Here is a 23806-nt window from a genome sequence, read left to right on the forward strand (position 1 = left end):
ATGAGTAAACAAGAAGACACTTATTTAACTGTAGACGTACCCGGGCCAGAGATTTTATATAAAGATAGAAAAAGTAAATTTTTTGGATACGTATTCCCCATAACAAGTGAAGATGATGTAAAGCCAATAATTGAAGAATTAAAAAAGAAACACCACACAGCAAATCACGTTTGCTACGCATGGCAATTAGGCACAGATACCGTACGGTACCGTGCAAATGACGACGGAGAACCAAATAACTCTGCCGGCCTACCTATTTATGGGCAAATACAAGCTTATAACGTTACAAATGTATTAATTGCCGTTGCACGTATATTTGGAGGCACAAAACTTGGTGTTGGAGGTTTAATTAGCGCATACAAAACAGCTGCACAAATTGCATTAGATGAGTCTACAATTAAGAAAAAAATTATAACACAACATTACAAAATTACATTTGAATACAAAGATATGAACAGTGTAATGCGTGTAATAAAACAAAAAAACTTAGATATTGTATCTCAAAAATTAGAAGCAAGTTGTAGCTATGTTATCTCTGTAAGAAAAACAAAAGCAAATGAAATTTTTGACATCTTTAATACCATGCAGTATATAAAAATTGAATCTTAAAAATCGTAATGATTTTTTATCTTTTCTAAAACATAATCTGGACACTTAATTGGTCTTTTTGTCTCCTTATTTAAAAAAGCCAATACGGTATTTGCAGTTACCAAAAGTTCTTTCTTTTCATTATAGATTTCATAATCAAATTCTATCTTAACAGAAGGTGTTTTTTTAAGTTTTGTAACCACGGTTAAGAGGTCATCATATAAAGCAGATTTCTTAAAATTAATTTGTAAGGAAATTACTGGCAAAATAATACCACTCTCTTCCATTTTTTTGTAAGAAACATCTAAATCCCTTAACCAGCTTAACCTTCCAAGCTCTAGATATTGTGCATAATTACCGTGATATACAACTCCCATCTGGTCAGTTTCACTATATCTTACCGTAAAAGAAATTTCATTTTTATGCATAATATTGAATCAAAAATTATATATTTAAAGGATGTAAATATTGAGTATGCAACATGCGAAAAAAAAACTTCAAATTCAATAGTAATTGATTTTTTTTTTAGGAATTTTGTTCACATATTTGCCTCCCCTGATAAGAGAGTCACTATTTCCCATTTTCTTACAGCGAGAACAAAAATACTAACCAAAAAAAAGATTATCAAATAATGAGTGTTACTGCAGAATCAGTATGGAATAATTGTTTGTCTTTCATCAAAGACAACATTCAACCCCAAGCATTCAAAACATGGTTTGAACCTATAAAACCCGTTAAATTATCCGATAATTCTTTGAGCGTACAAGTGCCTAGTAAATTCTTTTACGAATGGCTTGAAGAGCACTATGTTAAACTACTTAAAGTATCTCTTACTAAAGAACTAGGAGAAAACGCTAAGTTGGTTTACATTATTAGAATGGAAAACACGTACGGTAACAGAGAACCATTCACTGAAAAAATACCTAGCTCTAACAGAAGTACCGTTTCTGCACAAGAATTAGATGTTCCTATAAAATCTAAAAATCCAGAATTAAGAAATCCGTTCGTTATTCCTGGTATTAGAAATATAAAAATTGAATCTCAACTAAACCCTAACTATAATTTTGATAACTTTTTAGAAGGTGACTCTAATAGATTAGCTAGATCTGCTGGTATGGCAGTAGCTAACAAACCAGGAGGCACTTCTTTTAATCCGTTATTAATATTTGGTGGTGTAGGTTTAGGTAAAACGCATTTAGCACATGCTATTGGCGTAGAAATAAAAGATAAATACCCAGAAAGAACTGTTTTATACATTTCTGCTGAAAAGTTTACACAACAATACATAGAGTCAGTTAAAAAGAATACAAGAAATGATTTTATTCATTTTTATCAATTAATAGACATTTTAATTATTGATGATGTACAATTCCTATCTGGTAAGTCTGGCACACAAGATGTATTCTTTCATATTTTTAACCATTTACACCAAAACGGAAAACAGGTAATCTTAACATCTGATAAGGCTCCTGTAGATATGCAAGACATAGAACAACGTTTGTTATCTAGGTTTAAATGGGGATTATCTGCAGAGCTACAAACACCTGATTATGAAACTAGGGTTTCTATATTGAAAAACAAGCTTTACAGAGACGGTGTAGAAATGCCTGAAGAAATTATAGATTATGTTGCTAAAAACATCAAATCTAACATCAGGGAACTAGAAGGTGCTGTTATTTCTTTAATAGCTCAATCTTCTTTCAACAAAAAAGAAATTACAATAGAGCTTGCGCAGCAGATTGTAGAGAAATTTGTAAAAAACACAAAAAGAGAAGTATCTATAGACTACATACAAAAAGTAGTTTCAGATTATTTTGAAATGGATGTTTCTACATTACAATCTAAAACAAGAAAAAGGCATATTGTACAAGCTAGACAATTAGCAATGTTCTTTGCAAAAAGATTTACAAAAGCATCTTTAGCCAGTATTGGCTCTCAAATAGGAAAAAGAGATCATGCTACTGTATTACATGCTTGCAAAACTGTAGATAATTTAGCAGAAACAGATAAGCAGTTTCGTAAATACATAGAAGATCTTACTAAAAAATTCTCTTAAATTCTTAAGATGAAAACAAAAATACTAATGGTTTGCCTAGGAAATATCTGTAGGTCGCCATTGGCAGAGGGAATCCTTAAAAACAAGGTTAACCCTAATACAACTTTTGTAGATTCTGCTGGTACTGCCGGTTACCATATTGGTAATCCTCCAGATCCTAGATCTATTGCTGTTGCCAAAAAATACGGTATAGACATAAGCAAGCAAGTTTGCAGGAAGTTTACAGCTGCAGATTTTAAAGAGTTTACTACTATTTATGTTATGGACAAAAGCAATTATGACAATGTAATTGCACTAGCCAAAAACGAAGAACAAATAGCCAAGGTAAAATTATTACTTAGCTACATAAACACAAATGTTAACGAAGTGCCAGATCCTTATTATGGAGGAGATAGTGGTTTTGAAGATGTTTACAACCTAATAGACCAAGCCTGCAGCAATATAGCCAAAACACTTAAAGACCAACAAACTAATGGATAACACAACCAAAATAGGAAAAGTATATTTAATACCTACCACATTAGGAGATAACGAACCATTAGAAGTGTTGCCAATTTCTATAAAACGCGCTATAGAAAACATAGATTACTATATTGTAGAGAACGAGAAAACAGCCAGAAGATTTATAAAAAAAATAAGCTCCGGAAAATCTCAGCCTAGTCTACATATAGAATTAATAAATAAATTTACAGATCCGCAAAGTATCCCTAGTTTTTTAGATCCGTGTTTAGAAGGCAAAAATATAGGAATAATATCTGAAGCTGGCTGCCCAGGAATTGCAGATCCCGGAGCAGATGTTGTTAAAATTGCGCATCAAAAAAAAATACAGGTAGTTCCTTTAGTAGGCCCTTCTTCTATTTTTTTAGCTCTAATGGCAAGCGGACTAAATGGACAAAGTTTTGCTTTTAACGGATATTTACCAATAGATGGTGGCGAAAGAAAATCGACCATAAAAAAAATGGAACGCATCTCTAAAGAACTAAACCAATCACAGATTTTTATAGAGACACCTTATAGAAATGATAAGCTACTTGCCGAGTTCTTAAAAACACTAGGCAACCAAACGCTTTTATGCATTGCAACAGACATAACACTCCCAACAGAGCAAATAGCTACAAACACAATAGCGGACTGGAAAAAAATAAGCATAGACTTAAATAAAAGACCAACAATCTTTATTTTTCATTCATAGAAATAAAAAAAAGCCTAACAATTAAAATTGTTAGGCTTTTTAAATTATGTAGTACTTTTAAATTCTCGGGTTTCTTACCGGCTTTACAGCAGATACATCATAACCTGAAAAAATTTTCATGTAATAACTAATACTAGAACCGTATGCATCTTGCACTGTGCGTGTTCCTCTAGAACGTAAAAATTTCTTTACGTTTCCTGGTCCCGCCAAATGAGCTGCTGCCAAAATTCCAGATTCAGTAATATCTAATCCAGCTATTTTACGACCTGCAAATCGTTTAATGTCTCTACGCAAAATCCATTTGTTTCTAGACAAGTTGGTATAAAATACCTTCTCTTGCAAGATTGGATTTCTTAAAAAGGATGCCACATTTGTAACCCCTAGTAACTGCAGTGTTTCTGCTCCAAACTGATACTTTCCTAAGTATCCTAATGTGTTTGTCACAAAATAATCTCCCTGAGACTCTTTAAATGCAAGAGCTTCTTTAAATGCCGTGTAAGAATCTCCTAAAAAAGGCGGATTAACACTCAGCATTTCATCATCATCAACAGTAGTTTTGTATTTGGGGTACAAAACTTCAGTAGGTTCATTTATTTTAAGCGTTTTAGGTAACGTTACTTTGGCTGTACTAGGAACCATTATATTGTAACTAAAACTCGTTAAAATAAAAATCATGATTAGGGGGATTAATTTACTAATCCACTTTCTCATATAGTTTTATTTCTTAAGACTAACGGTCTAATATTAAATTAATATTAAGGCTGCTTAAATTTCTCGGGTGCAAATTTACCTCTCATATTGTTCTCAAAATGTTAAAAAAGCATAAAATATGAGATTTTTAGGATATTCGGCACCAATTAACGGATAAAGTGACTATCTGTTAATCTTTTGCTTGTTTATCCATCGGATATACTGCTCCTTATTTCGGTTATGTTGCGATAAATTCTTCGCAAACTTGTGATAACCAAAGTTTTCTACGTTAGCAACAAAGTAATAATAGTCGTGTTTTTCCGAATTTAACACCGCATCTATAGCAGAAATATCTGGCATTGCAATTGGTCCTGGTGGCAATCCCGTAAACATATATGTATTGTAAGGCGAATTTAATTCTAAGTCCTTATATAGTACTCTTTTAATAATTTGCTGAAAGTTATTCTGATGTAATTTTAATGCATAAATAACAGTAGGATCTGCCTGTAACAACATTCCTTTTCTTAATCTATTTAAATACACACCAGCAACTCTAGGCCTTTCATCTACTTTTACAGTCTCTTTATGCACAATGGCAGCAAGAGCTACAACTTCATTCTCTGTTAAACCTAAAGACTTAGCTTTAGCTTTTCTATCTTCATTCCAAAAACGCTTATATTCAGCAAGCATTTTATCTCTAAACCCTTCTGCAGATGTATTCCAGTAAAACTCATAGCTATTAGGTATATACATAGCCAGCCTACTATCTTTAGTAAAGCTATTTGCTTTTAAAAATTCCGCATCATTAAATGCATTTAACAAAGACAAACTATCTGCCTCTATTTGCACAGAAATTCTACCTGCTAAATCTTCTATTCTTTCCTGATTATTAAAAGAGACCTTTACAGGTATATTACCGCTACGCAAAGCTCCAATAATCTGGTTATTGTTCATTCCTTTTTTAACACCAAATTTACCTGACTTAATATTAGAAGTATACCCTTTACGTTTAGCAGCAGATTCAAAATCCTCTATATTTTTAAGTAAAGGAGCTAATTGCTCTTTAACATCTGCATATTTATCTGTAGACTTAATATAAACATAAGCTTCATTATTATTAAAGTTGGTATTAGCTGTAAAAAACACACCATAAACCATATAAGCAAATACACTGCAACCAACTAAGCCTATTAGTAAAACTGCTATTAAAATCTTCTTTATATACATTAGTTATTTATCTTTTGATATAATATTTCATCCTTAAAATTTCCGTTGGCAAAAATCCAATCTTTTTTTATACCAACAGCAACAAAACCTAATTTTTTAAACAAATGCTTACTAGCTTCATTATCCTCTAAAACATTAGCATAGATTTGATGCATATGCAAAACACTAAAAGCATAAGAACAAACTAATTCTAACGCCTCTGCTCCAATACCTTTATTTCTTTTCTTTTTTTCAGAAACAATTATACCTAAACCTACTTTTCTATTTGTAGGGTCAAAATCAAATAAATCTACAAGGCCTATTACATTATCTTCTGTATCACAAATACACAAACGCAACTGTTTAGCTTCGTAAATATCTTTATATGCGTTTTGCAAGTACAACTCTAATATATGTTTAGCATAAGGCACCATTGTACCACTAATTTCCCAAATTCCGGTATCATTCTCTAATTGATACAAGAAATCTAAATCATTAGGTTCAATTGCACGCAAATAAATACGCTCTCCTTTTAACTTTAACATTCTATTTCTCCTTTAAAAACCTGTGTCGCAGGCCCTGTTAAGAAGATATTTTTATAACCTTCATTAGATGGCTCAAAACTTATTTCTAGATCGCCACCCATAGCTTTAATTGGTATAACAGTATCTGTTGTACTTCCTGTTTTATGCATTGCCAAAGCAACAGCAGTAACACCAGTACCGCAAGATAGAGTTTCGTCTTCTACTCCCCTTTCGTAAGTACGTACCGTAAAACCTTTATCATTTTTAGTAACAAAATTTATATTGCTGCCTGCTGCACCATACAAACCATATCTTAATTTTTTTCCTTCAGCAAAAACATTAAATTCGGTCACATTAGAAACCAATTGCACATGATGTGGAGAGCCTGTATCTAAAAAAGAATAACTATCTTTTTGCTTTATCTCTGCAACATCTATCATCTGTAGGCTTACAATACCGTCCTTTATAGTTGCATTATGCAAACCATCTACTGCATTAAAAGCAGCTTTATCTTTTATTACTCCTAAAAAATTAGCAAAAGCCACAAGACATCTTCCGCCATTACCACACATAGTACTCTCGTTACCATCTGCATTGTAATAGACCATTTTAAAATCTAAGTTTTCATCATTCTCTAATAAAATTAAACCATCTGCACCTATACCAAATCTACGGTCGCATAATTTATTTATTAGCTCTATATTTTGTTTAGGAAACGTCAATAATCTGTTATCAATCATTACAAAATCGTTTCCTGTACCCTGATATTTATAAAATGTAATTTGCATAGTCACAAATATATAATTTGTTAAGGTTTTTTTAGCAGTTAAAAAGACGTTAAATTCAATCTTTTAAAATATAAAATTGATAATTTTACTTTCGAAAATGTTAATATATTGAATGATTATGAAAAAGATAACAGGTTTACTAGTCGTTTCTATACTTGCAGGTGCAATTACATTAGGAGCATATAAATTATTTTTAGAGAAGCAGAATTATCATATTATAGCACAAGATTCTAGCGCCTCTACTTTTACCACCAGTAATATGCCAGTTTCTTACAAAGGTGCAGGTATAAATGAGGTAGATTTTACAACCGCAGCAGAGAATACTGTAAATGCTGTTGTACACGTTAAAAATGTATCTATAAACGAAGAACAGAATCGTGTTCTTAAATTCTTTTACGGACAAAATGTTACTGCAAAACCAGAAGTTGGTACAGGTTCTGGCGTTATAATTTCTGAAGACGGGTACATTGTAACAAACAACCACGTAATAGATAATGCTACACAATTACAAGTTACCTTAAACAACAACAAAACTTACGTTGCAGAATTAATAGGCACAGACCCAAATACAGATATTGCTCTTATAAAGATTGATGCAAAAAGGAAATTACCTTACTTAGCCTTTGGTGATAGTAACAATGCTAAAGTTGGCGAGTGGGTTTTAGCCGTAGGTAACCCTTTTAACCTAACATCTACAGTAACAGCTGGTATTATAAGTGCAAAAGCTCGTAATTTAGATATGAACAATAAATCACAATCTTTTATACAGACCGATGCTGCTGTTAACCCAGGTAATAGTGGTGGTGCATTAGTAAATACAAACGGAGATCTTATTGGCATTAACACAGCTATCACCTCTAGAACAGGTTCTTATGTAGGCTACTCTTTTGCTGTACCTAGTAACATAGCAAAGAAAGTTGTAGATGATATTATTGAGTATGGTAATGTTTTAGAAGGAATTCTTGGAATTTCTACTCCTAAAGCAAATTCTAGATACGAGCTAGATAATGGTTTAAATGAAGTAGATGGTGTTTACATTGAAGATGTAACAGAAGATTCTGGTGCATTTGAAGCAGGACTACAAAGTGGTGACATAATTAAAAAAACAGATGAAGTAGAAATACATAAATTAGCTGATTTAAATGGCTACCTATCTTCTAAAAGACCTGGGGACACTATACAAATAGCAATTAAAAGAGATGATGAAGAAATTATAAAACCTGTAATTTTAAAAGAAAGACAAACTATTATTATAGAAGGACTAGGTCTCGAGGTTAAAAACCTTAATGATAAAGATCGTAAAAAATTTAAAACCAAAAATGGGGTAAAAATTATTGGCGTACCAGAAATATACAGAATGTATAATTTAGAAGGTAAAGTACTTATTGCTGTTGGTAAAAAAGAAATTAAAAATGTTTACGATGCCAAAAATCTCTTTAGTTCTATAGGGAAATACGGCTATACAAGTATTACTATGGTAAACGAGAAAGGCGAAAGAGAACGTCTTATCTTTCAATAAACTACATTAAAAAATTATCCTTTAAACGAAAAAAAATGCAGACTCAACGAATCTGCATTTTTTTTTGCAAAACACTTTACGAAAACGTTTGAAATATAGTATTTTTGCGCAAAATTAAATTCATTTTAAATCATATTTAATGAGCGCCAGTAAATCGTATGAAAAGGAATTAGCTTTTCAAGCAGACCGTAGAAAAGCAACTACAGAGTTTATCAAGATTGTAAGTAACCTGTGGTATGACAAGTCTATTGAAGTAGTTCTTTTCAAAAATCAAATAATTGATAGAAATGTTAGTGACATTATTAATCTGCATGAATACGCGGGTGAATTTGTACAAAAACCTATTTCAATTTTTGATTCTGTTGAAATTCTAAGAGCAATTAACGACATTAAATTACCTCCTGCTAAATTAGACATAGGTAAATTAACTTATGAATATCATGCAGATGATAAAAACCATAGCAACGTAAAAGCATTTGTTTTAGACAAATTAAAAGATGCTAATGGAGCTAAAACTATTAAGCCAAAAGACGTTGTTCTTTATGGTTTTGGTAGAATTGGTAGATTAGTTGCAAGAGAGCTTATGGCTAAAACTGGTAAAGGAAACCAGCTACGATTAAGAGCAATTGTAACTAGAGGTGCAGTTACCAAAGATATTTTAGAAAAAAGAGCTAGTCTTTTGCGCACAGATTCTGTTCACGGTCACTTCACCGGAACTATAGATATAGATGTAGAAAACAGTGCTTTAATAATAAATGGTACAACAGTACATATTATTTCTGCACAAAAGCCAGAAGATATAGATTATACTAAATACGGTATTATTAGTGCTTTAGTTATAGACAACACGGGTGCATTTAGAGATAAAGAAGCTTTAAGCAGACATTTAGAGTCTAAGGGTGCTTCTAGAGTTTTACTAACGGCTCCAGGAAAAGGCATTCCTAATATTGTACACGGGGTTAACCATTTAGAACACAATCCAGATACAACAAAAATATTCTCTGCTGCATCTTGTACTACAAATGCTATTACTCCAATATTAAAAATTGTAGAAGATTCTTTAGGTGTTAAAAAAGGACACTTAGAAACTATACATGCATATACTAACGACCAGAATTTAGTAGATAACATGCACAGTAAATACCGTCGTGGTAGAGCAGCTGCTTTAAATATGGTTATTACAGAAACTGGTGCTGGTAAAGCTGTATGCTTAGCATTACCAAGTTTAGAAGGTAAACTAAGTTCTAATGCTATTAGAGTTCCTGTACCAAACGGATCTTTAGCTATATTAAATTTAGATGTTAATACAAAAACATCTAAAGAAAGTTTAAATACAATTCTTAAGAAATATGCTTTAGAAGGTGATCTTGTAGAACAAATTAAATATTCTTTAAGTAACGAGTTGGTGTCTTCTGATATTATTGGTACATCTGCACCATCAATTTATGATAGTCCTGCAACAATAGTTTCTAAAGACGGAAAAAACATTATTCTATACATTTGGTATGATAATGAATATGGATACTCTCATCAAGTAATAAGGTTAGCTAAGTACATCTCTAAAGTAAGGAGATTTACCTACTATTAATCGATTATGTGTTGGAAAACTTCGTTGTAACTCATAAATTGAAGAAATTTATAGGTATAATCTTATAATTATCTTCAAGTTTCAGCGGAGTTTTTTTCTTATCTAAAAATATTAAATTACTTTAGCCGTCTTATTAGAATTTTTTAAAATAAAACACAATATGAAAGGCTTAAAGCTATTACCTATATTTATTGCTCTACTTGTATGGAACGTACAATATGCTCAAGAAGATACAGAATCTGAAGACGAGGAAACAACTTTTTCTTTAGAGAATGGAACTATTGAAACACAATTTGAATACGTTGCTAAAAAATCTGGTAATTATAGAGCTGCTGGTGTTAGATACGAAGTTGTTAAAGTTACTAATTTAGCAAAACTTAAAAGTAACGTACTAGACTCTTTAAATGCCTACGGAAAAACAGAAGCATCATTAAAAAGTACCATTAAGGAACACGAAACAACTATTGGTGATTTAAACCAAAAATTAGATGCTACTACTAAAAACCTTTCTGCTATAACAGAAGAAAAAGATAGTATGTCATTTTTAGGAATGCAAGTTTCTAAAGTAAGTTACAATCTTACCTTATGGTCTATAATTGGTGGTTTATTAACCTTATTACTCCTATTTATATATAGGTTTAGAAAAAGTAATGTTTTAACACAAGAAGCTAAAACAAACTTATCTGAATTAGAAACTGAGTTTGAAGATCACAGAAGAAGAGCTTTAGAACGAGAACAAAAAATAAGCAGACAGCTTATGGATGAACTTAACAAGCACAAAAAATCTTAATATAAAAAGCTCCTAATTTAGGAGCTTTTTTAATTTTATAGCTATGGTAGTAATACAAAAAGCAACTGTTAAAGACGTTTCTATAATAGCGCCACTATTTAATAGTTATAGAGTTTTTTACAAACAAGAATCTAACCTTGTTGCCGCTACAGAATTTTTAACAGAGAGGCTAAACCAAAATCAATCTTATGTTTTTATTGCTTTTATAAATAACAAAGCAGTTGGTTTTACGCAACTGTTTACTTCTTTTTCATCTGTTTCTCTAAAATCTGTTTTTATTTTAAACGATTTATATGTTGATAAAAACTATAGGTCGCAAAAAGTTGGTGCCTCTTTACTTCTAAAAGCAAAAGAGTTTTGTAAAGAAAAAAGATATAAAGGCATTGCACTAGAGACAGCTATAGATAACCCTGCTCAAAAATTATACGAAAGATTAAACTGGAAAAAAGACGCAGACTGTTTTCATTATTTCTGGACTGCCAATTAGCCAAATCTAAATTGTATATTTGCTGCCAATAATTTAATATGAGAATAGATATTATTACGGTTTTACCAGAGTTATTAAAAAGTCCGTTCGAGGCTTCAATCTTAAAAAGATCTATAGAAAAAGGTCTTGTAGAAGTACACTTTCATAACTTAAGAGACTATACAGACAAAAGTTACAACCAAATAGACGATTATCAATTTGGTGGTGGCGCTGGTATGGTAATGATGATAGAACCTATAGACAAATGTATTACCGAGTTAAAATCTCAAAGAAGTTACGACGAGGTTATTTATATGACACCAGATGGTAGTACATTAAACCAAAGAATGGCAAACAGTCTATCTTTAGTAGAAAATATAATTATTCTATGTGGTCACTATAAAGGTGTAGATCAACGAGTAAGAGACACCTTAATTACAAAAGAAATATCTATAGGAGATTACGTATTATCTGGAGGTGAATTAGGAGCAGCAGTTTTATGCGACGCAATAATAAGATTAATTCCTGGTGTTTTAAATAATGAAACATCTGCATTAACAGATACGTTCCAAGATGATTTATTAGCACCACCAGTATACACAAGACCTGCAGAATACAAAGGTTTAAAAGTACCAGAAGTATTACTGAATGGCAACTTTCCAAAAATTGAAAAATGGAGAGAAGACCAAGCATACGAAAGAACCAAAAAACTAAGACCAGACTTATTAGATAATGATTGATAATTTACAACTACTCTACGGAATTACCTCTGTATTTTATGCTATAATAGCCATTACAACAATTATTGGCTCAATAATTTATACAACCAAAAAAAGAGGAATAGCAGGTTTTTTAATGATTATAGGTAGCGTCGTTAATTTGTTTGTTATAATTGCACACCCTATTTTATCTGCACTAGCTAATACAGCAGAACTAGAGCAAGATCTTTTTCTGTTAATCAACTATAGTATAACTGTAGTAAACTGTATATTTTCTATTATTTTTGTAATCGGTTTTCTTTTAGCTATAATTAAACTAAAAAAAGATTCGTAAAATTATCTTTTAGCTTAAAAAACAGAAAACAAAACTTGCTATATACAATTAATAATGTATTTTTGCACTCGATTTAAAATTAACCTCTGGCGAAATCCGTGAACTGTTGATTTTAATAAACTTATATAAAAAAACATAAGATGGAAGCATTAATTAAATTTGTTGAAGACGAATTTGTTCCAAGAAAAGATTTTCCAAAATTCTCTGCTGGAGACACAATTACTGTGTATTACGAAATTAAGGAAGGTGAAAAAACACGTACTCAGTTCTTTAGAGGTGTAGTTATCCAAAGAAGAGGTAGCGGTGCAACAGAAACTTTTACAATACGTAAAATGTCTGGTACTGTTGGTGTAGAGCGTATTTTTCCTGTTAATTTACCTGCACTTCAAAAAATTGAAATCAATAAGAAAGGTAAAGTACGTAGAGCTCGTATCTTCTACTTTAGAGGTCTTACTGGTAAAAAAGCAAGAATTAAAGAAGTTCGTAAATAATACAACTTCTTTTATAATATTAAAAAGTCTACTTAACAGTAGACTTTTTTTTGTTAAAATAATTACCACATACACATTTTGGAAAGCTTATTTAAATAAAATGTTAAAAAAATAGGTTTAAAAATATATAATACTTATTTTTAAGTGTAATTTACTAAGAATATCATTTTTAATGATTAAGTGTTCAGTAGATTTCTATAAAGCAGCGTTCTTTATATTGTTATAAGACCTCATATAAACTAATTAATGCACATGCTTAATTACTTTAACAAATAGGCTTACAATGGGTTGATAAAACCTTATTGTAAACTTTTAATTTACGTAAAAAGATGCATATTCTTTATACTATATTAAAAGTAGTAACAAGAAGAAACATAAAGCATAGTTTGTTATAATAGAAAGTTTGCATTATGTTTTAAACGTAGAAACAAGATTGGCTGCAATCAATGGTTGCCGTTTTATAAAAAATATAAAACAAAAAAAAGCTAACAGATTGTTTCTAAAAGCCATATCAATGTATATAATACAATGATATGGCTTTTGTTTTTTATTGATTTATTATATTATAGTTAGCTTTTTAAGCAGTTTTTTAAAAATATCTCATTCCTTAAGAAAGCTTAAAATCGTATATTTGCTACGCTTAAAATAAATCATTTCAATATGCCAAAAATAATATATACAAAAACTGATGAAGCTCCTGCTTTAGCAACACAATCCTTTTTACCTATAGTACAAGCATTTACGAATACTACAGGTATTAAAATGGAAACAAAAGACATTTCTTTAGCAGCACGTATACTTGCTGTTTTTCCAGATTTCTTAACTAAAGAGCAGCAAATTGAAGATGCATTAGCAGAATTAGGAGAATTGGCAAAAAATCCTGAAGCTAACATCATTAAACTTCCAAACATCAGTGCTTCTATTCCTCAGCTTAAAGAAGCTATAGAAGAATTACAATCTAAAGGTTACGCAATTCCTAGTTATCCGGACGATCCTAAGGATGCTAAAGAAAAAGAAATTAAGGGTCGTTATGACAAGATTAAAGGTAGTGCTGTAAACCCAGTATTAAGAGAGGGTAACTCTGACCGTAGAGCGCCTAAGGCTGTTAAAAACTACGCAAAAGCTAACCCACACTCTATGGGTGCTTGGAGTCCTGATTCTAAATCACAAGTTGCTACAATGGCTTCGGGTGATTTTAAAGCAAACGAAAAATCTATTACTTTAGAAAAAGCAACAAATATTTCTGTTGTTTTAACAAAAGAAGATGGCTCTAAAGAAGTATTAAAAGAAAACTTAGCTCTTTTACAAGGCGAGATTATTGATGCTACTGTAATGAGTAACAAGGCACTTTTAGCTTTTTTACAAGAGCAAATGAAAGAAGCTAAAGCAGCTGGAGTATTGTTTTCTTTACATATGAAAGCAACTATGATGAAGGTGTCTGACCCAATTATTTTTGGTCATGCTGTAGAAGTTTTCTTTGCTGATGTATTTAAGAAATACGGTAAAGTTTTTGAAGAAAACGGTATTAGCCCAAATAATGGTTTAGAAAGCTTATTAAATAAATTAGATAAAATTTCTAATGGAGCAGAAATCAAGGCTGAAATTGAAAAGACTATAGAAAATGGTCCTGCTTTAGCAATGGTTAATTCTGACAAAGGAATAACAAACTTACACGTACCTAGTGATGTTATTATAGATGCTTCTATGCCTGCTATGATTCGTAACTCTGGTAAAATGTGGAATAAAGAAGGTAAAGCTCAAGATACTTTAGCTGTTATTCCAGATAGTAGTTATGCAGAAATATACTCTGCAACTATAGATTTTTGTAAAAAACATGGAGCTTTTGATCCTACTACAATGGGTACTGTACCTAATGTTGGCCTAATGGCACAAAAAGCAGAAGAATACGGATCTCACGATAAAACTTTTGAAATTACTAGTAACGGAAAAGTACAAGTAATAGATGCAGATGGTTCTATTTTAATAGAGCACAATGTAGAAGCTGGCGATATCTGGAGAATGTGTCAGGTTAAAGATGCTCCTATTCAAGACTGGGTTAAATTAGCAGTTTCTAGAGCAAGAGCTACAGGTACGCCTGCTGTTTTCTGGTTAGATGAAGAAAGAGCACATGATATTGAATTAATTAAAAAAGTAAATACATATTTACCAAATCATGATACTTCTGGTTTAGAGATATTAATATTATCTCCTTTAAAAGCTACAGAGTATACGCTTTCTAGACTTAAAGATGGTAAAGACACAATTTCTGTATCGGGTAACGTACTTAGAGATTACCTAACAGATTTATTTCCAATTTTAGAAGTTGGTACTAGTGCAAAAATGCTTTCTATTGTTCCTTTAATGAATGGTGGTGGTTTATTTGAAACTGGCGCTGGTGGATCTGCTCCAAAACACGTAGAGCAGTTTACAACAGAAGGTCATTTACGTTGGGATTCTTTAGGAGAGTTTTTAGCTTTAGAGGTTTCTTTAGAGCACGAAGCAGAAAAAACAGGAAATAAAGACATACTTGTTTTAGCAGAAACTCTTGGTGATGCTACTGAAAAGTTTTTATTAAATGACAAGTCTCCTTCTAGAAAAGTAAACGAACTAGATAACAGAGGTAGTCATTTTTACCTAACATTATATTGGGCAGAAGCTTTAGCTAACCAAACTAAAAGTCCAATGTTACAGACTAAATTTAAAGAGGTATACAATGCTTTAAAAGAAAATACAGATAAAATTCTAGAAGAGCTTATTAACGCTCAAGGATCTAATGTAAATATAGAAGGTTACTACTTACCTAACCCTACTATTTTAGCTGAGGCAATGAGACCTAGTAAAACATTCAACGGTATTATTAATAATATCTAATACATTAATAGACAATTTAAAAGGCCTTTTCATTTAGTTGAAAAGGCTTTTTGTTTTAAATAAATGTTAACTATTATTTTATAGGCTATAAAGTGGTTATTTTTACAAAAAACCATACCAATTATGCACAGACCGCTTGTCTGCTTTTTAATAATTGTATTTTCTTTTCAAGCCCTAGTAGCTCAAGAAAAGATTACATTATTTGGCACTATTACAGAAGCTTCTAGTAACGAAACCTTAATTGGTGTTTCTATAGCTGTACCAGAACTACAAACGGGTGTCATTACCAACGAGTATGGCTTTTACTCCTTAACACTTCCTAAAGGTAAGCACACGCTTATTATAAGTTATATAGGCTTTAAAGAAGTAAAAAAGGAAGTTGATTTAACTAAAGACACTACTTTAAATCTTCAACTTAATGAAGATATACAAGAGTTAAATGAGGTTATACTTACAGAAGATATAGAAAAAGTAAATATTAGAAAACCTCAGATGAGCGTAAACTCATTATCATCTAGCAGTATAAAAAAAATACCTGCAATACTTGGCGAGGCTGATGTTCTAAAATCTATATTATTATTACCTGGTGTTACTAGCGCTGGTGAAGGAGCATCTGGCTTTAATGTACGTGGCGGATCTGTAGATCAGAATTTAATTCTATTAGATGAAGCTACAATTTTTAACTCCTCTCACCTATTCGGGTTCTTTTCTGTTTTTAATCCTGATGCCATAAAAGATTTAAAATTATACAAAGGGGGCATTCCGGCTAAATATGGTGGTAGAATTTCCTCAGTATTAGATATATATCAAAAAGAAGGAAACAGTAAAGAGTTTAAAGCCAATGGTGGTATTGGTATTGTTTCTAGTAGATTGTTACTAGAAGGTCCTTTAAAAAAAGACAAAGGAGCTTTTTTAATTGGTGGACGTAGTTCTTATGCGCATTTATTTTTACCTCTTTTTGATAATGATAACAAAGCTTATTTTTATGATTTAAATACTAAGTTAAACTACAAAATTAATAAAAACAACAATCTTTATGCTTCTGGTTACTTTGGTAGAGATGTGTTTAGTATCTCTAATAGTTTTGTAAACACTTATGGTAACTCTGTTATAAACTTAAGGTGGAATCATTTATATTCAGAAAAACTTTTCAGTAATTTATCTTTAATTTATTCTGATTATTTCTATGGTTTAGAATTAGATTTTGTAGGTTTTAAATGGAATTCTGGCATCCAAAACTTTAATTTAAAATACGATTTTAAGCATTATCTATCTAACAACTTAAAACTAAACTATGGTATTAATAATACCTATTACAGATTTAACCCTGGAGAAATAAAACCCAACCGAAGCGACTCTGGTATTTTACCTAAAAAATTAATTGATAAATATGCCAACGAATTTGCCGCTTATATAGATGCAGAACATAAAATAACAAATAATTTAACGCTTCAATATGGTTTACGTTGGAGCAACTTTACAAGACTAGGACAAGATGAGTTATTTATTTATGAAAATGACCAAGCTGTAAACTTTAATTCTGATTTTCAGATATATGAAAGTGCAGAACCTATAGGAAAAGAACGATTTAAAAAATCTGCCCAAATAACTACTTTCAATAATTTAGAGCCTAGACTAGCATTATCATACGCTTTAAACAATAACAATTCTATAAAAGCAAGTTACAATCATATGGTGCAGTATTTGCATTTATTATCTAATACCAGCTCTCCTACTCCATTAGACGTTTGGACACCTAGCGGAAAATATATTAAGCCACAAATTCTAGATCAATATGCTGTAGGGTATTTTAAAAACTTTAAAAGCGGCGACTATTCTATAGAAACAGAAGCTTACTATAAAGATGTACAAAATAGAATAGATTATATAGATGGCGCAAACCTTATTGCTAATGACGCAATAGAGCAAGTAATTTTAAACGGAAAAATGAGATCTTACGGGTTAGAGTTTATGTTTAAAAAGAATAGTGGTAAATTAAACGGATGGTTGTCTTACACCTTAGCAAAATCTGAACAAAAAACTCCTGGTAGAACAGCTGCAGAAACAGGTATTAACAACGGAAATTGGTACGCAACTTCTTTTGATAAAACTCACGATTTATCTATTAATACTAGTTACAATTTAAATGAAAAATGGAGTTTTAATAGTAACTTAATTTATCAGACAGGGCAACCTACGAACTACCCAGTAGGTAAGTTTGAGTTTCAAGATTTAAGTATTCCTATATATGGTGATCGTAATGACCAACGCCTACCTAGTTACCACAGGCTAGATATTTCTGCAACATTAACTCCCAGAAAAAATAAAAACAGAAAATTACAAGCTCAATGGATTTTTGGTATTTACAATGTTTATAATCGTAAAAATGCCGCATCTATTAGTTTCTCTAGAAATGAAGATTCTGGTAATAATGAAGCTTTAAGAACATCTATTTTTGGTCTAGTACCATCTGTAACCTATAATTTTAAATTTTAATAGTAATGAAAAAAATCTTGTATTACATACCTCTATTATTATTTATCTGTAGCTGCGAAGATGTAATAGACTTAGAACTAGAGTCGTCTAAACCTAGATTAGTTATAGATGCACAATTTAGCGTATACACTACAGAAACACCTGTGCGTACAAACGGACTAATAAAACTATCTTTAACCACAGACTTTTTTAGCACAGAACAAAGTCCCGTTACTAATGCTACTGTTTCTATAACAGACCTTAATTCTGGCACCGTATATCCGTTTACATCTAATGGCACTGCTGGTTACTACCAATCTTTAACTACAACGTTTACACCTGAGTTTAACACAAGATATAAGTTAGATATTAATTACGATAATGAAGATTACACATCAGAAACAACTTTAATACCAACTGTACCTATAGATAATGTAGAGCAAGGTGATGGTATTCTTTTTGATGAGGACGATACAGAACTAATTGTTTCTTTTACAGATAATGTAAATAGAGACGACTTTTATATATTCGATTTAGATTTTGGTGAGTTTCTAACCACTTCTGATGAATTTTTTCAGGGAGAAACTTTTAAATTCTCATATTATTATGATGATTTATCTTCTGGCAAGGAAGTTGTTGTAAAAATAAACGGTGCAGACGAACAGTTTTTTAATTATATGGACTTAATTCTAGCGCAAAGCGGTGAAAGTCCTGGAGGACCTTTTCAGCCGGCACCATCAACAATTAGAGGTAATATAATTAATAGCACCAATGCAGATAATTATGCTTTAGGATACTTTAGTATTTCTGAAACTTACGAATATACTATTACAATAAATTAAAATAAAAAACTCTATGCCCACTACACAAACAGATTCTTTTTACAAAAGCATAAAGTTTTTTGGTATAACTGTATTACTTATGTTTACAGGTCCTGGCGCTATTTACGAAGCTTTTAAGAACGAAAACCACCCTTTATACTTACCAGTACTTATTCTTGGCTTTATACTCTCTGTGGCTGCTATGGGTTTATTTTATTATAGTCTTCGTTTAATGATGACTGCTATTTTTGGCAAGAAACAAAAAAAGTAAGTTTAAAAAATACCAATAAAACTATACTAGCGTTTATTTTTATAAAGTAGCCTACCTATGTCTAAAAAGAAAGTAAAAACTAGAAAAAAACCTATCTCTAAAATAATTTTTGCATTTGCTGCGCTACTTTCAATTTGGGGTCCTGTCTTGGTTTTTCAAAAATTATTTTTGAGTAAAATGGAGTATTACAATCCGTATAATAATGAGTTAGTATTGCCGCTTTTATTATGTATAACTTACGTATTATTATGTATGTGGTTTGTTCCTAAATTTAAAAAAGCAATTTTAAGAATTATAGTGTTTATTGCATTACCGCTAGTATTAATTTCATACATTTTTTTTGATATTGCTTACGCTAACAGAATAGAGTTTGGAAACTCTTGGACAAATACAGAAGTATTTTTAGAGCTCGTTTGTACACAAAGTTTTTTTATACCTTTATTACTAATTGGTATGTCTTTAAACTTTATAGTAAATCTATGGTATTTAAAAAGTAAAAACAGAAAATTATAAGAGGTAACACCATCAACTAGTTTAGTTGGTCTTTTCTCTTTTATAATTAAATAAAGTAAGTGCTGATTATAATAATAATAATAATATATAAAAAGCCTCTGCAGCAAATGTATTATTCATTTTACAGTATTAGACAAAAATTAACTCCCAATTTAGAAGCAAAAGTAAAATTACTTACAACTTATACTACTCTTTTTATTCTTATAAGATATGTCACGAAAATTATCAAATAAATCTTCTTAACCTTAATTTAATTTAAAAGGAATTTTAAATATGTAATCTAGCAGTAATTTTTTTTAATATTGCTGAAACACATGTCATCAACCAAAATAATAATACCTTTTTTAATTGTTTTAATATGCTTTAAAATAACTGCACAAACAAAAAAAGTAGAAATAGCTTTTTTAGCAGATATTCATTTTCAGGATTTACATGGCTCTTTTAACGATATTAATTACAATGGCATTAAAAATCCGCATAATAACAAGTATACGATATTAAGAACAATGCAATCTCAATTAAACTCTACAAGAATATTTAATGAGAACTATTTTGCTTTTAAAACAGCTCTAGATGACATTGTTAGTAGAGGCATTACTTATGTTGCATTACCTGGTGATTATACTGATGACGGGCAACCAATACACTTAAGAGGGTTGCAGAAAATACTAAACGAGTACAAAAACAAATACGGACTACAATTTTTTATAACCACTGGCAATCATGATCCTGCAGGACCATACAAACAGGAATCTGGAAAAAGCGATTTTTTAGGTGCAGAAGGTAAAAATCAACCTATATATAGTAAAAAAGGGATGTATGTATCTAAAAAAAATGAACATCCTGTATTAATTAGTAATGATATTGCTAAAATGGGATATACAGGAGTACTTAATATTTTAGGTGAATACGGTTTTAATGCTATGCCTAATTATAAATTTTGGACCACTCCGTTTGCTACCTATAACTACGACAATTACTCTTATAAAAAAGCACAAGTTGCATCTAACTTAAAACTAAGAACATATACTACTATAGACAGTTTACAAATGGTAGATACTAGTTATTTAGTAGAGCCTGTAAACGGTATTTGGTTACTAGCTATAGATGGTGATACGTTTTTACAAAAAAAAGATGGCAGTTTTTCTAGTGCTAGCGTGGGTTATAACAACACTATAATACATAAAAACTACTTAATTAAATGGGTAAAAGATATAGCTACAGAAGCTAAAAAAAAGAATAAAACATTAATTGCTTTTAGTCATTTTCCTATGGTAGATTTTAATGATAATGCCACTAACGACATTAAAAATTTAATGGGTAAAAACAAATGGCAATTAGAACGTGTTCCTATAAAAGAAGTAGCAGAAACTTTTGCCGATACTGGCCTAAAAGTACACGTAGCTGGACATATGCATATTAATGATACTGGAGTACACAGGTCTAAAAAAGGAAACTTATTAGTAAACATACAAACACCGTCATTAGCGGCTTACATACCCGGTTATAAAATTTTAAAAATTAATAACAGTAGTAGCATAGAAGTAAAAACTGTTACTATAGCCAATACAGAAAATTTTAAATTGTTATTTGATTTGTATAAAGTAGAATACAACAAACTAAAACTAGAGCACAATAACAATGTTTGGAACAAAAAAATACTAGAGGTTAACACCTATAAAGATTTTACAGCTTGGCACTTAAAAGAACTTATACGTTTACGCTTTTTACCAAATGATTTTCCTGTGGATTTAAATATATTTTTAAGTAATGTTACTGGTGAAGAGTTATTACTTCTTGCTACAAAAAATAATGAACAAGACTTTTCTAAAGCATTAAAAGAAATGCGTTACAATACCAAAGCAAGAAAAAATCAATTAAAAATTATTGCCAACTCTTTAGCTAAAAATAATTTAAAAGCAAAAGATTTTAGAAAATGGAAAGGCTTAGATTTAGTTTTTGATTTTTATAAGCTTAGAAATGCAGATGAATTGGCTTTAGAAGATATTACCGAAGAAAAAATAAAGCAGTATAAATTTATTTACAACGCAATTACTTCACAAACCAAGTATATTAATAAAGAAGATACCACAGCCAAACAATTACTTTTATTCTTTAAAATTTTTAATTCGTTTTTAAATAGCGAACCTTCTAACCACTTTAGTATTAATTTAGAAAACAATACTATAACAGACCACAGTAAAAACATAAATTAACCCATAGGTTTACAACCTGTTTTAAAAAGTTAATTTAAAGATAACATTTGCATAATCAATTTTAAACTTTAGGGTCTTTAATTTACAAGAATTAATTCCAGAATTTTTTTGTCCCTATGAAAACCTCCCAAGAATTTGAAGATATCTATTCTAAACATTGGGAAAAACTTTATGCTTTTTCATTTAAAATTACAAGAGACAGCAACTTATCTAAAAACATTATACAAGACGTATTTACCAATTTATGGGAGCGTAAAAATAGCTTAAATATAAACTCTGTTGAGCATTTTTTATTTAGAGCAGTAAAAAATCAAATTTTAAAACATTATAATCAAAATAGTTTTAACACTACTTCTATAGATAATGACTTTGATAGTTTTATTGTTGAATCTCCTTTTGTTTCCGAATCAGATTTATCTGAAACCGTTTTTCATATTGTAGATAAGCTACCTGCAAAAAGAAAAGAAATTTTTTTAATGAACAAGCTACAAGAAATGAATGTAGAGCAAATAGCAGAAGAGCTAAAACTATCAAAACAAACGGTTAAAAATCAATTATCATCTGCAATTAAACAGCTTAGACTAGAGCTCAAACAACTTAGTTGGTTACTATTTCCGTTCTTTTTTTAAAAAAACATTTCACTTAATGTTTGCTTAAACTTTTGGTAACATTTGCCAATAGTACTAATTACTTGTTTTGGGTACTTACCTATATAAAACAAGTTTATGCAACAGAAAAAAAGCACTGTATTAAAAAAACTTATTGCAAAAAGCGCCAAACAAAAAACTAGTGCTAAAGAAGAAAAGCTATTACATACATTTTTAAAAAAAATGTATAATCAGTCTGTATGGGATACAAATAAAATGGGTAATGCAACTTTTATAAAAGATGATATCCGTTCTAAAATTATACTTAAAGAAACTAAAAGCACAAAAACTAATATATATAAATATGCTGCTATAGCAGTTACAATACTTACGCTTGGTGGCATACTATTATCTACTTACAAAACTAACCAGCCAAGTTTTGTTACTGTAAATACTGGTGCTGCAATAGACTCTGTTTTTTTAGCAGATGGCTCTACCATTTACCTAGCTCCGGGATCTAGTTTTAGTTACCCTAATACATTTACCAATACTACAAGAGAGGTTAACCTAATAAAGGGCAATGCATTTTTTAATATTGCTAAAAACCCAAATAAACCATTTATTATAAACTCTGGAGAATTGGTAACAAAGGTATTAGGTACTTCTTTTCATATAGGCTTACAAAAAGAGCAAAGCAAAGTATCTGTAGTTACTGGCAAAGTACAAGTAAATTACAAAAACAACCAACAACAATTAGTATCAGGGCAAGAAGCCCTTGCTACAAGCAACTCTTTACGCAAACAAAAATCATCAGTTTTAATGACTTCTAACTGGTATACTAAAGATTTAAACTTAACAGAGGTATCATTAAAAGAAACTTTAGACTTATTAGAGATTAAATACAATGTAAAAAGTGCAATTAAAAATAAAGATGTATTGGCACTTAAAATAACACTATTTCTAAAGCAAAATGCTACACTAAATGAGATTGTTGAACAATTAAATTATATAACCAATTTAAAATTACTGTATGAGAATGAAATAATTACACTTAAAACCAATTAAAGAAAAAACCGCAGTTGCTACCAACAACTACGGCTA

The 23806-nt window shown here is 30.7% G+C and carries 24 protein-coding genes; 19 read left to right on the forward strand and 5 right to left on the reverse strand.

Annotated features, from left to right (window positions below):
- A complete protein-coding gene (locus BT107_RS04800; protein ID WP_072302604.1) occupies window positions 1-609 on the forward strand; it encodes an IMPACT family protein in 609 nt (202 codons plus the stop codon).
- Here the strand turns inward: BT107_RS04800 and BT107_RS04805 are convergent.
- Window positions 606-1016, reverse strand: a complete 411-nt coding sequence (locus BT107_RS04805) for an acyl-CoA thioesterase (RefSeq protein WP_072302605.1) — start codon at window positions 1014-1016, stop codon at window positions 606-608. The genes BT107_RS04800 and BT107_RS04805 overlap by 4 nt on opposite strands.
- A 203-nt stretch (window positions 1017-1219) precedes the next feature.
- Here BT107_RS04805 and dnaA point away from each other — a divergent pair, with 203 nt between their 5' ends.
- Genes dnaA through BT107_RS04825 form a run of 3 tightly spaced genes read left to right on the forward strand, consistent with a single transcriptional unit; the run spans window position 1220 to window position 3836 of the window.
- The gene (gene dnaA, locus BT107_RS04815; RefSeq protein WP_072302607.1) at window positions 1220-2644 is read left to right on the forward strand and encodes a chromosomal replication initiator protein DnaA; all 1425 of its coding nucleotides are present in this window, start codon (window positions 1220-1222) and stop codon (window positions 2642-2644) included.
- Window positions 2645-2653: 9 nt separating this feature from the next.
- The gene (locus BT107_RS04820; protein ID WP_072302608.1) at window positions 2654-3124 is read left to right on the forward strand and encodes a low molecular weight protein-tyrosine-phosphatase; all 471 of its coding nucleotides are present in this window, start codon (window positions 2654-2656) and stop codon (window positions 3122-3124) included.
- Window positions 3117-3836 carry an SAM-dependent methyltransferase gene (locus BT107_RS04825; RefSeq protein ID WP_072302609.1) on the forward strand — a complete coding sequence of 240 codons (720 nt, stop codon included), beginning with the start codon at window positions 3117-3119 and terminating at the stop codon, window positions 3834-3836. The genes BT107_RS04820 and BT107_RS04825 overlap by 8 nt, the downstream gene beginning before the upstream one ends.
- 57 nt (window positions 3837-3893) lie before the next feature.
- Here BT107_RS04825 and BT107_RS04830 read toward each other — a convergent pair whose 3' ends face one another.
- From BT107_RS04830 to dapF, 4 genes are all read right to left on the reverse strand, one after another.
- The gene (locus BT107_RS04830) at window positions 3894-4547 is read right to left on the reverse strand and encodes a hypothetical protein (RefSeq protein WP_072302610.1); all 654 of its coding nucleotides are present in this window, start codon (window positions 4545-4547) and stop codon (window positions 3894-3896) included.
- Window positions 4548-4709: 162 nt separating this feature from the next.
- Entirely contained in the window at window positions 4710-5753 is a 1044-nt protein-coding gene (gene mltG / locus BT107_RS04835) for an endolytic transglycosylase MltG (protein ID WP_072302611.1), read from the reverse strand.
- On the reverse strand, window positions 5753-6277 hold the full coding sequence (locus tag BT107_RS04840; protein WP_072302612.1) for a GNAT family N-acetyltransferase: 525 nt from the start codon (window positions 6275-6277) through the stop codon (window positions 5753-5755). The genes mltG and BT107_RS04840 overlap by 1 nt, the downstream gene beginning before the upstream one ends.
- Window positions 6271-7044: a diaminopimelate epimerase gene (gene dapF, locus BT107_RS04845; protein WP_072302613.1), complete on the reverse strand. Its 774-nt coding sequence runs from the start codon at window positions 7042-7044 to the stop codon at window positions 6271-6273. The genes BT107_RS04840 and dapF overlap by 7 nt, the downstream gene beginning before the upstream one ends.
- A gap of 118 nt (window positions 7045-7162) precedes the next feature.
- Here dapF and BT107_RS04850 point away from each other — a divergent pair, with 118 nt between their 5' ends.
- From BT107_RS04850 to BT107_RS04920, 15 genes are all read left to right on the forward strand, one after another.
- Complete coding sequence (locus BT107_RS04850) at window positions 7163-8563, forward strand: S1C family serine protease (RefSeq protein WP_072302614.1); 1401 nt, start codon at window positions 7163-7165, stop codon at window positions 8561-8563.
- A 139-nt stretch (window positions 8564-8702) separates the two neighbouring features.
- A complete protein-coding gene (locus tag BT107_RS04855; RefSeq protein ID WP_072302615.1) occupies window positions 8703-10151 on the forward strand; it encodes a glyceraldehyde-3-phosphate dehydrogenase in 1449 nt (482 codons plus the stop codon).
- A 160-nt stretch (window positions 10152-10311) separates the two neighbouring features.
- Window positions 10312-10941, forward strand: coding sequence for a tRNA (guanine-N1)-methyltransferase (locus BT107_RS04860; protein ID WP_072302616.1), 630 nt, complete (start codon window positions 10312-10314; stop codon window positions 10939-10941).
- A 43-nt stretch (window positions 10942-10984) separates the two neighbouring features.
- The gene (locus tag BT107_RS04865; RefSeq protein WP_072302617.1) at window positions 10985-11428 is read left to right on the forward strand and encodes a GNAT family N-acetyltransferase; all 444 of its coding nucleotides are present in this window, start codon (window positions 10985-10987) and stop codon (window positions 11426-11428) included.
- Between the two features lie 38 nt (window positions 11429-11466).
- On the forward strand, window positions 11467-12147 hold the full coding sequence (gene trmD / locus BT107_RS04870) for a tRNA (guanosine(37)-N1)-methyltransferase TrmD (RefSeq protein WP_072302618.1): 681 nt from the start codon (window positions 11467-11469) through the stop codon (window positions 12145-12147).
- Window positions 12140-12460: a hypothetical protein gene (locus BT107_RS04875; RefSeq protein WP_072302619.1), complete on the forward strand. Its 321-nt coding sequence runs from the start codon at window positions 12140-12142 to the stop codon at window positions 12458-12460. Before trmD ends, BT107_RS04875 begins: the two co-directional genes overlap by 8 nt.
- A 140-nt stretch (window positions 12461-12600) precedes the next feature.
- Window positions 12601-12951 carry a 50S ribosomal protein L19 gene (gene rplS / locus BT107_RS04880; RefSeq protein WP_072302620.1) on the forward strand — a complete coding sequence of 117 codons (351 nt, stop codon included), beginning with the start codon at window positions 12601-12603 and terminating at the stop codon, window positions 12949-12951.
- 660 nt (window positions 12952-13611) lie between these two features.
- The gene (locus BT107_RS04885; RefSeq protein ID WP_072302621.1) at window positions 13612-15822 is read left to right on the forward strand and encodes an NADP-dependent isocitrate dehydrogenase; all 2211 of its coding nucleotides are present in this window, start codon (window positions 13612-13614) and stop codon (window positions 15820-15822) included.
- A gap of 123 nt (window positions 15823-15945) precedes the next feature.
- Complete coding sequence (locus BT107_RS04890) at window positions 15946-18318, forward strand: TonB-dependent receptor (RefSeq protein ID WP_072302622.1); 2373 nt, start codon at window positions 15946-15948, stop codon at window positions 18316-18318.
- A 5-nt stretch (window positions 18319-18323) separates the two neighbouring features.
- Window positions 18324-19139, forward strand: coding sequence for a DUF4249 family protein (locus BT107_RS04895; RefSeq protein ID WP_072302623.1), 816 nt, complete (start codon window positions 18324-18326; stop codon window positions 19137-19139).
- Between the two features lie 13 nt (window positions 19140-19152).
- Window positions 19153-19389: a DUF6095 family protein gene (locus BT107_RS04900; protein WP_072302624.1), complete on the forward strand. Its 237-nt coding sequence runs from the start codon at window positions 19153-19155 to the stop codon at window positions 19387-19389.
- Window positions 19390-19446: 57 nt separating this feature from the next.
- Complete coding sequence (locus tag BT107_RS04905; protein ID WP_072302625.1) at window positions 19447-19902, forward strand: hypothetical protein; 456 nt, start codon at window positions 19447-19449, stop codon at window positions 19900-19902.
- 314 nt (window positions 19903-20216) lie between these two features.
- Window positions 20217-22118, forward strand: coding sequence for a metallophosphoesterase (locus BT107_RS04910; RefSeq protein WP_072302626.1), 1902 nt, complete (start codon window positions 20217-20219; stop codon window positions 22116-22118).
- Window positions 22119-22234: 116 nt separating this feature from the next.
- Entirely contained in the window at window positions 22235-22747 is a 513-nt protein-coding gene (locus BT107_RS04915; protein ID WP_072302627.1) for an RNA polymerase sigma factor, read from the forward strand.
- A gap of 96 nt (window positions 22748-22843) precedes the next feature.
- Window positions 22844-23770, forward strand: coding sequence for a FecR family protein (locus tag BT107_RS04920; RefSeq protein WP_072302628.1), 927 nt, complete (start codon window positions 22844-22846; stop codon window positions 23768-23770).
- Window positions 23771-23806: the final 36 nt, after the last annotated feature.

Source organism: Cellulophaga fucicola (assembly GCF_900119145.1).
GTDB lineage: Bacteria > Bacteroidota > Bacteroidia > Flavobacteriales > Flavobacteriaceae > Cellulophaga > Cellulophaga fucicola.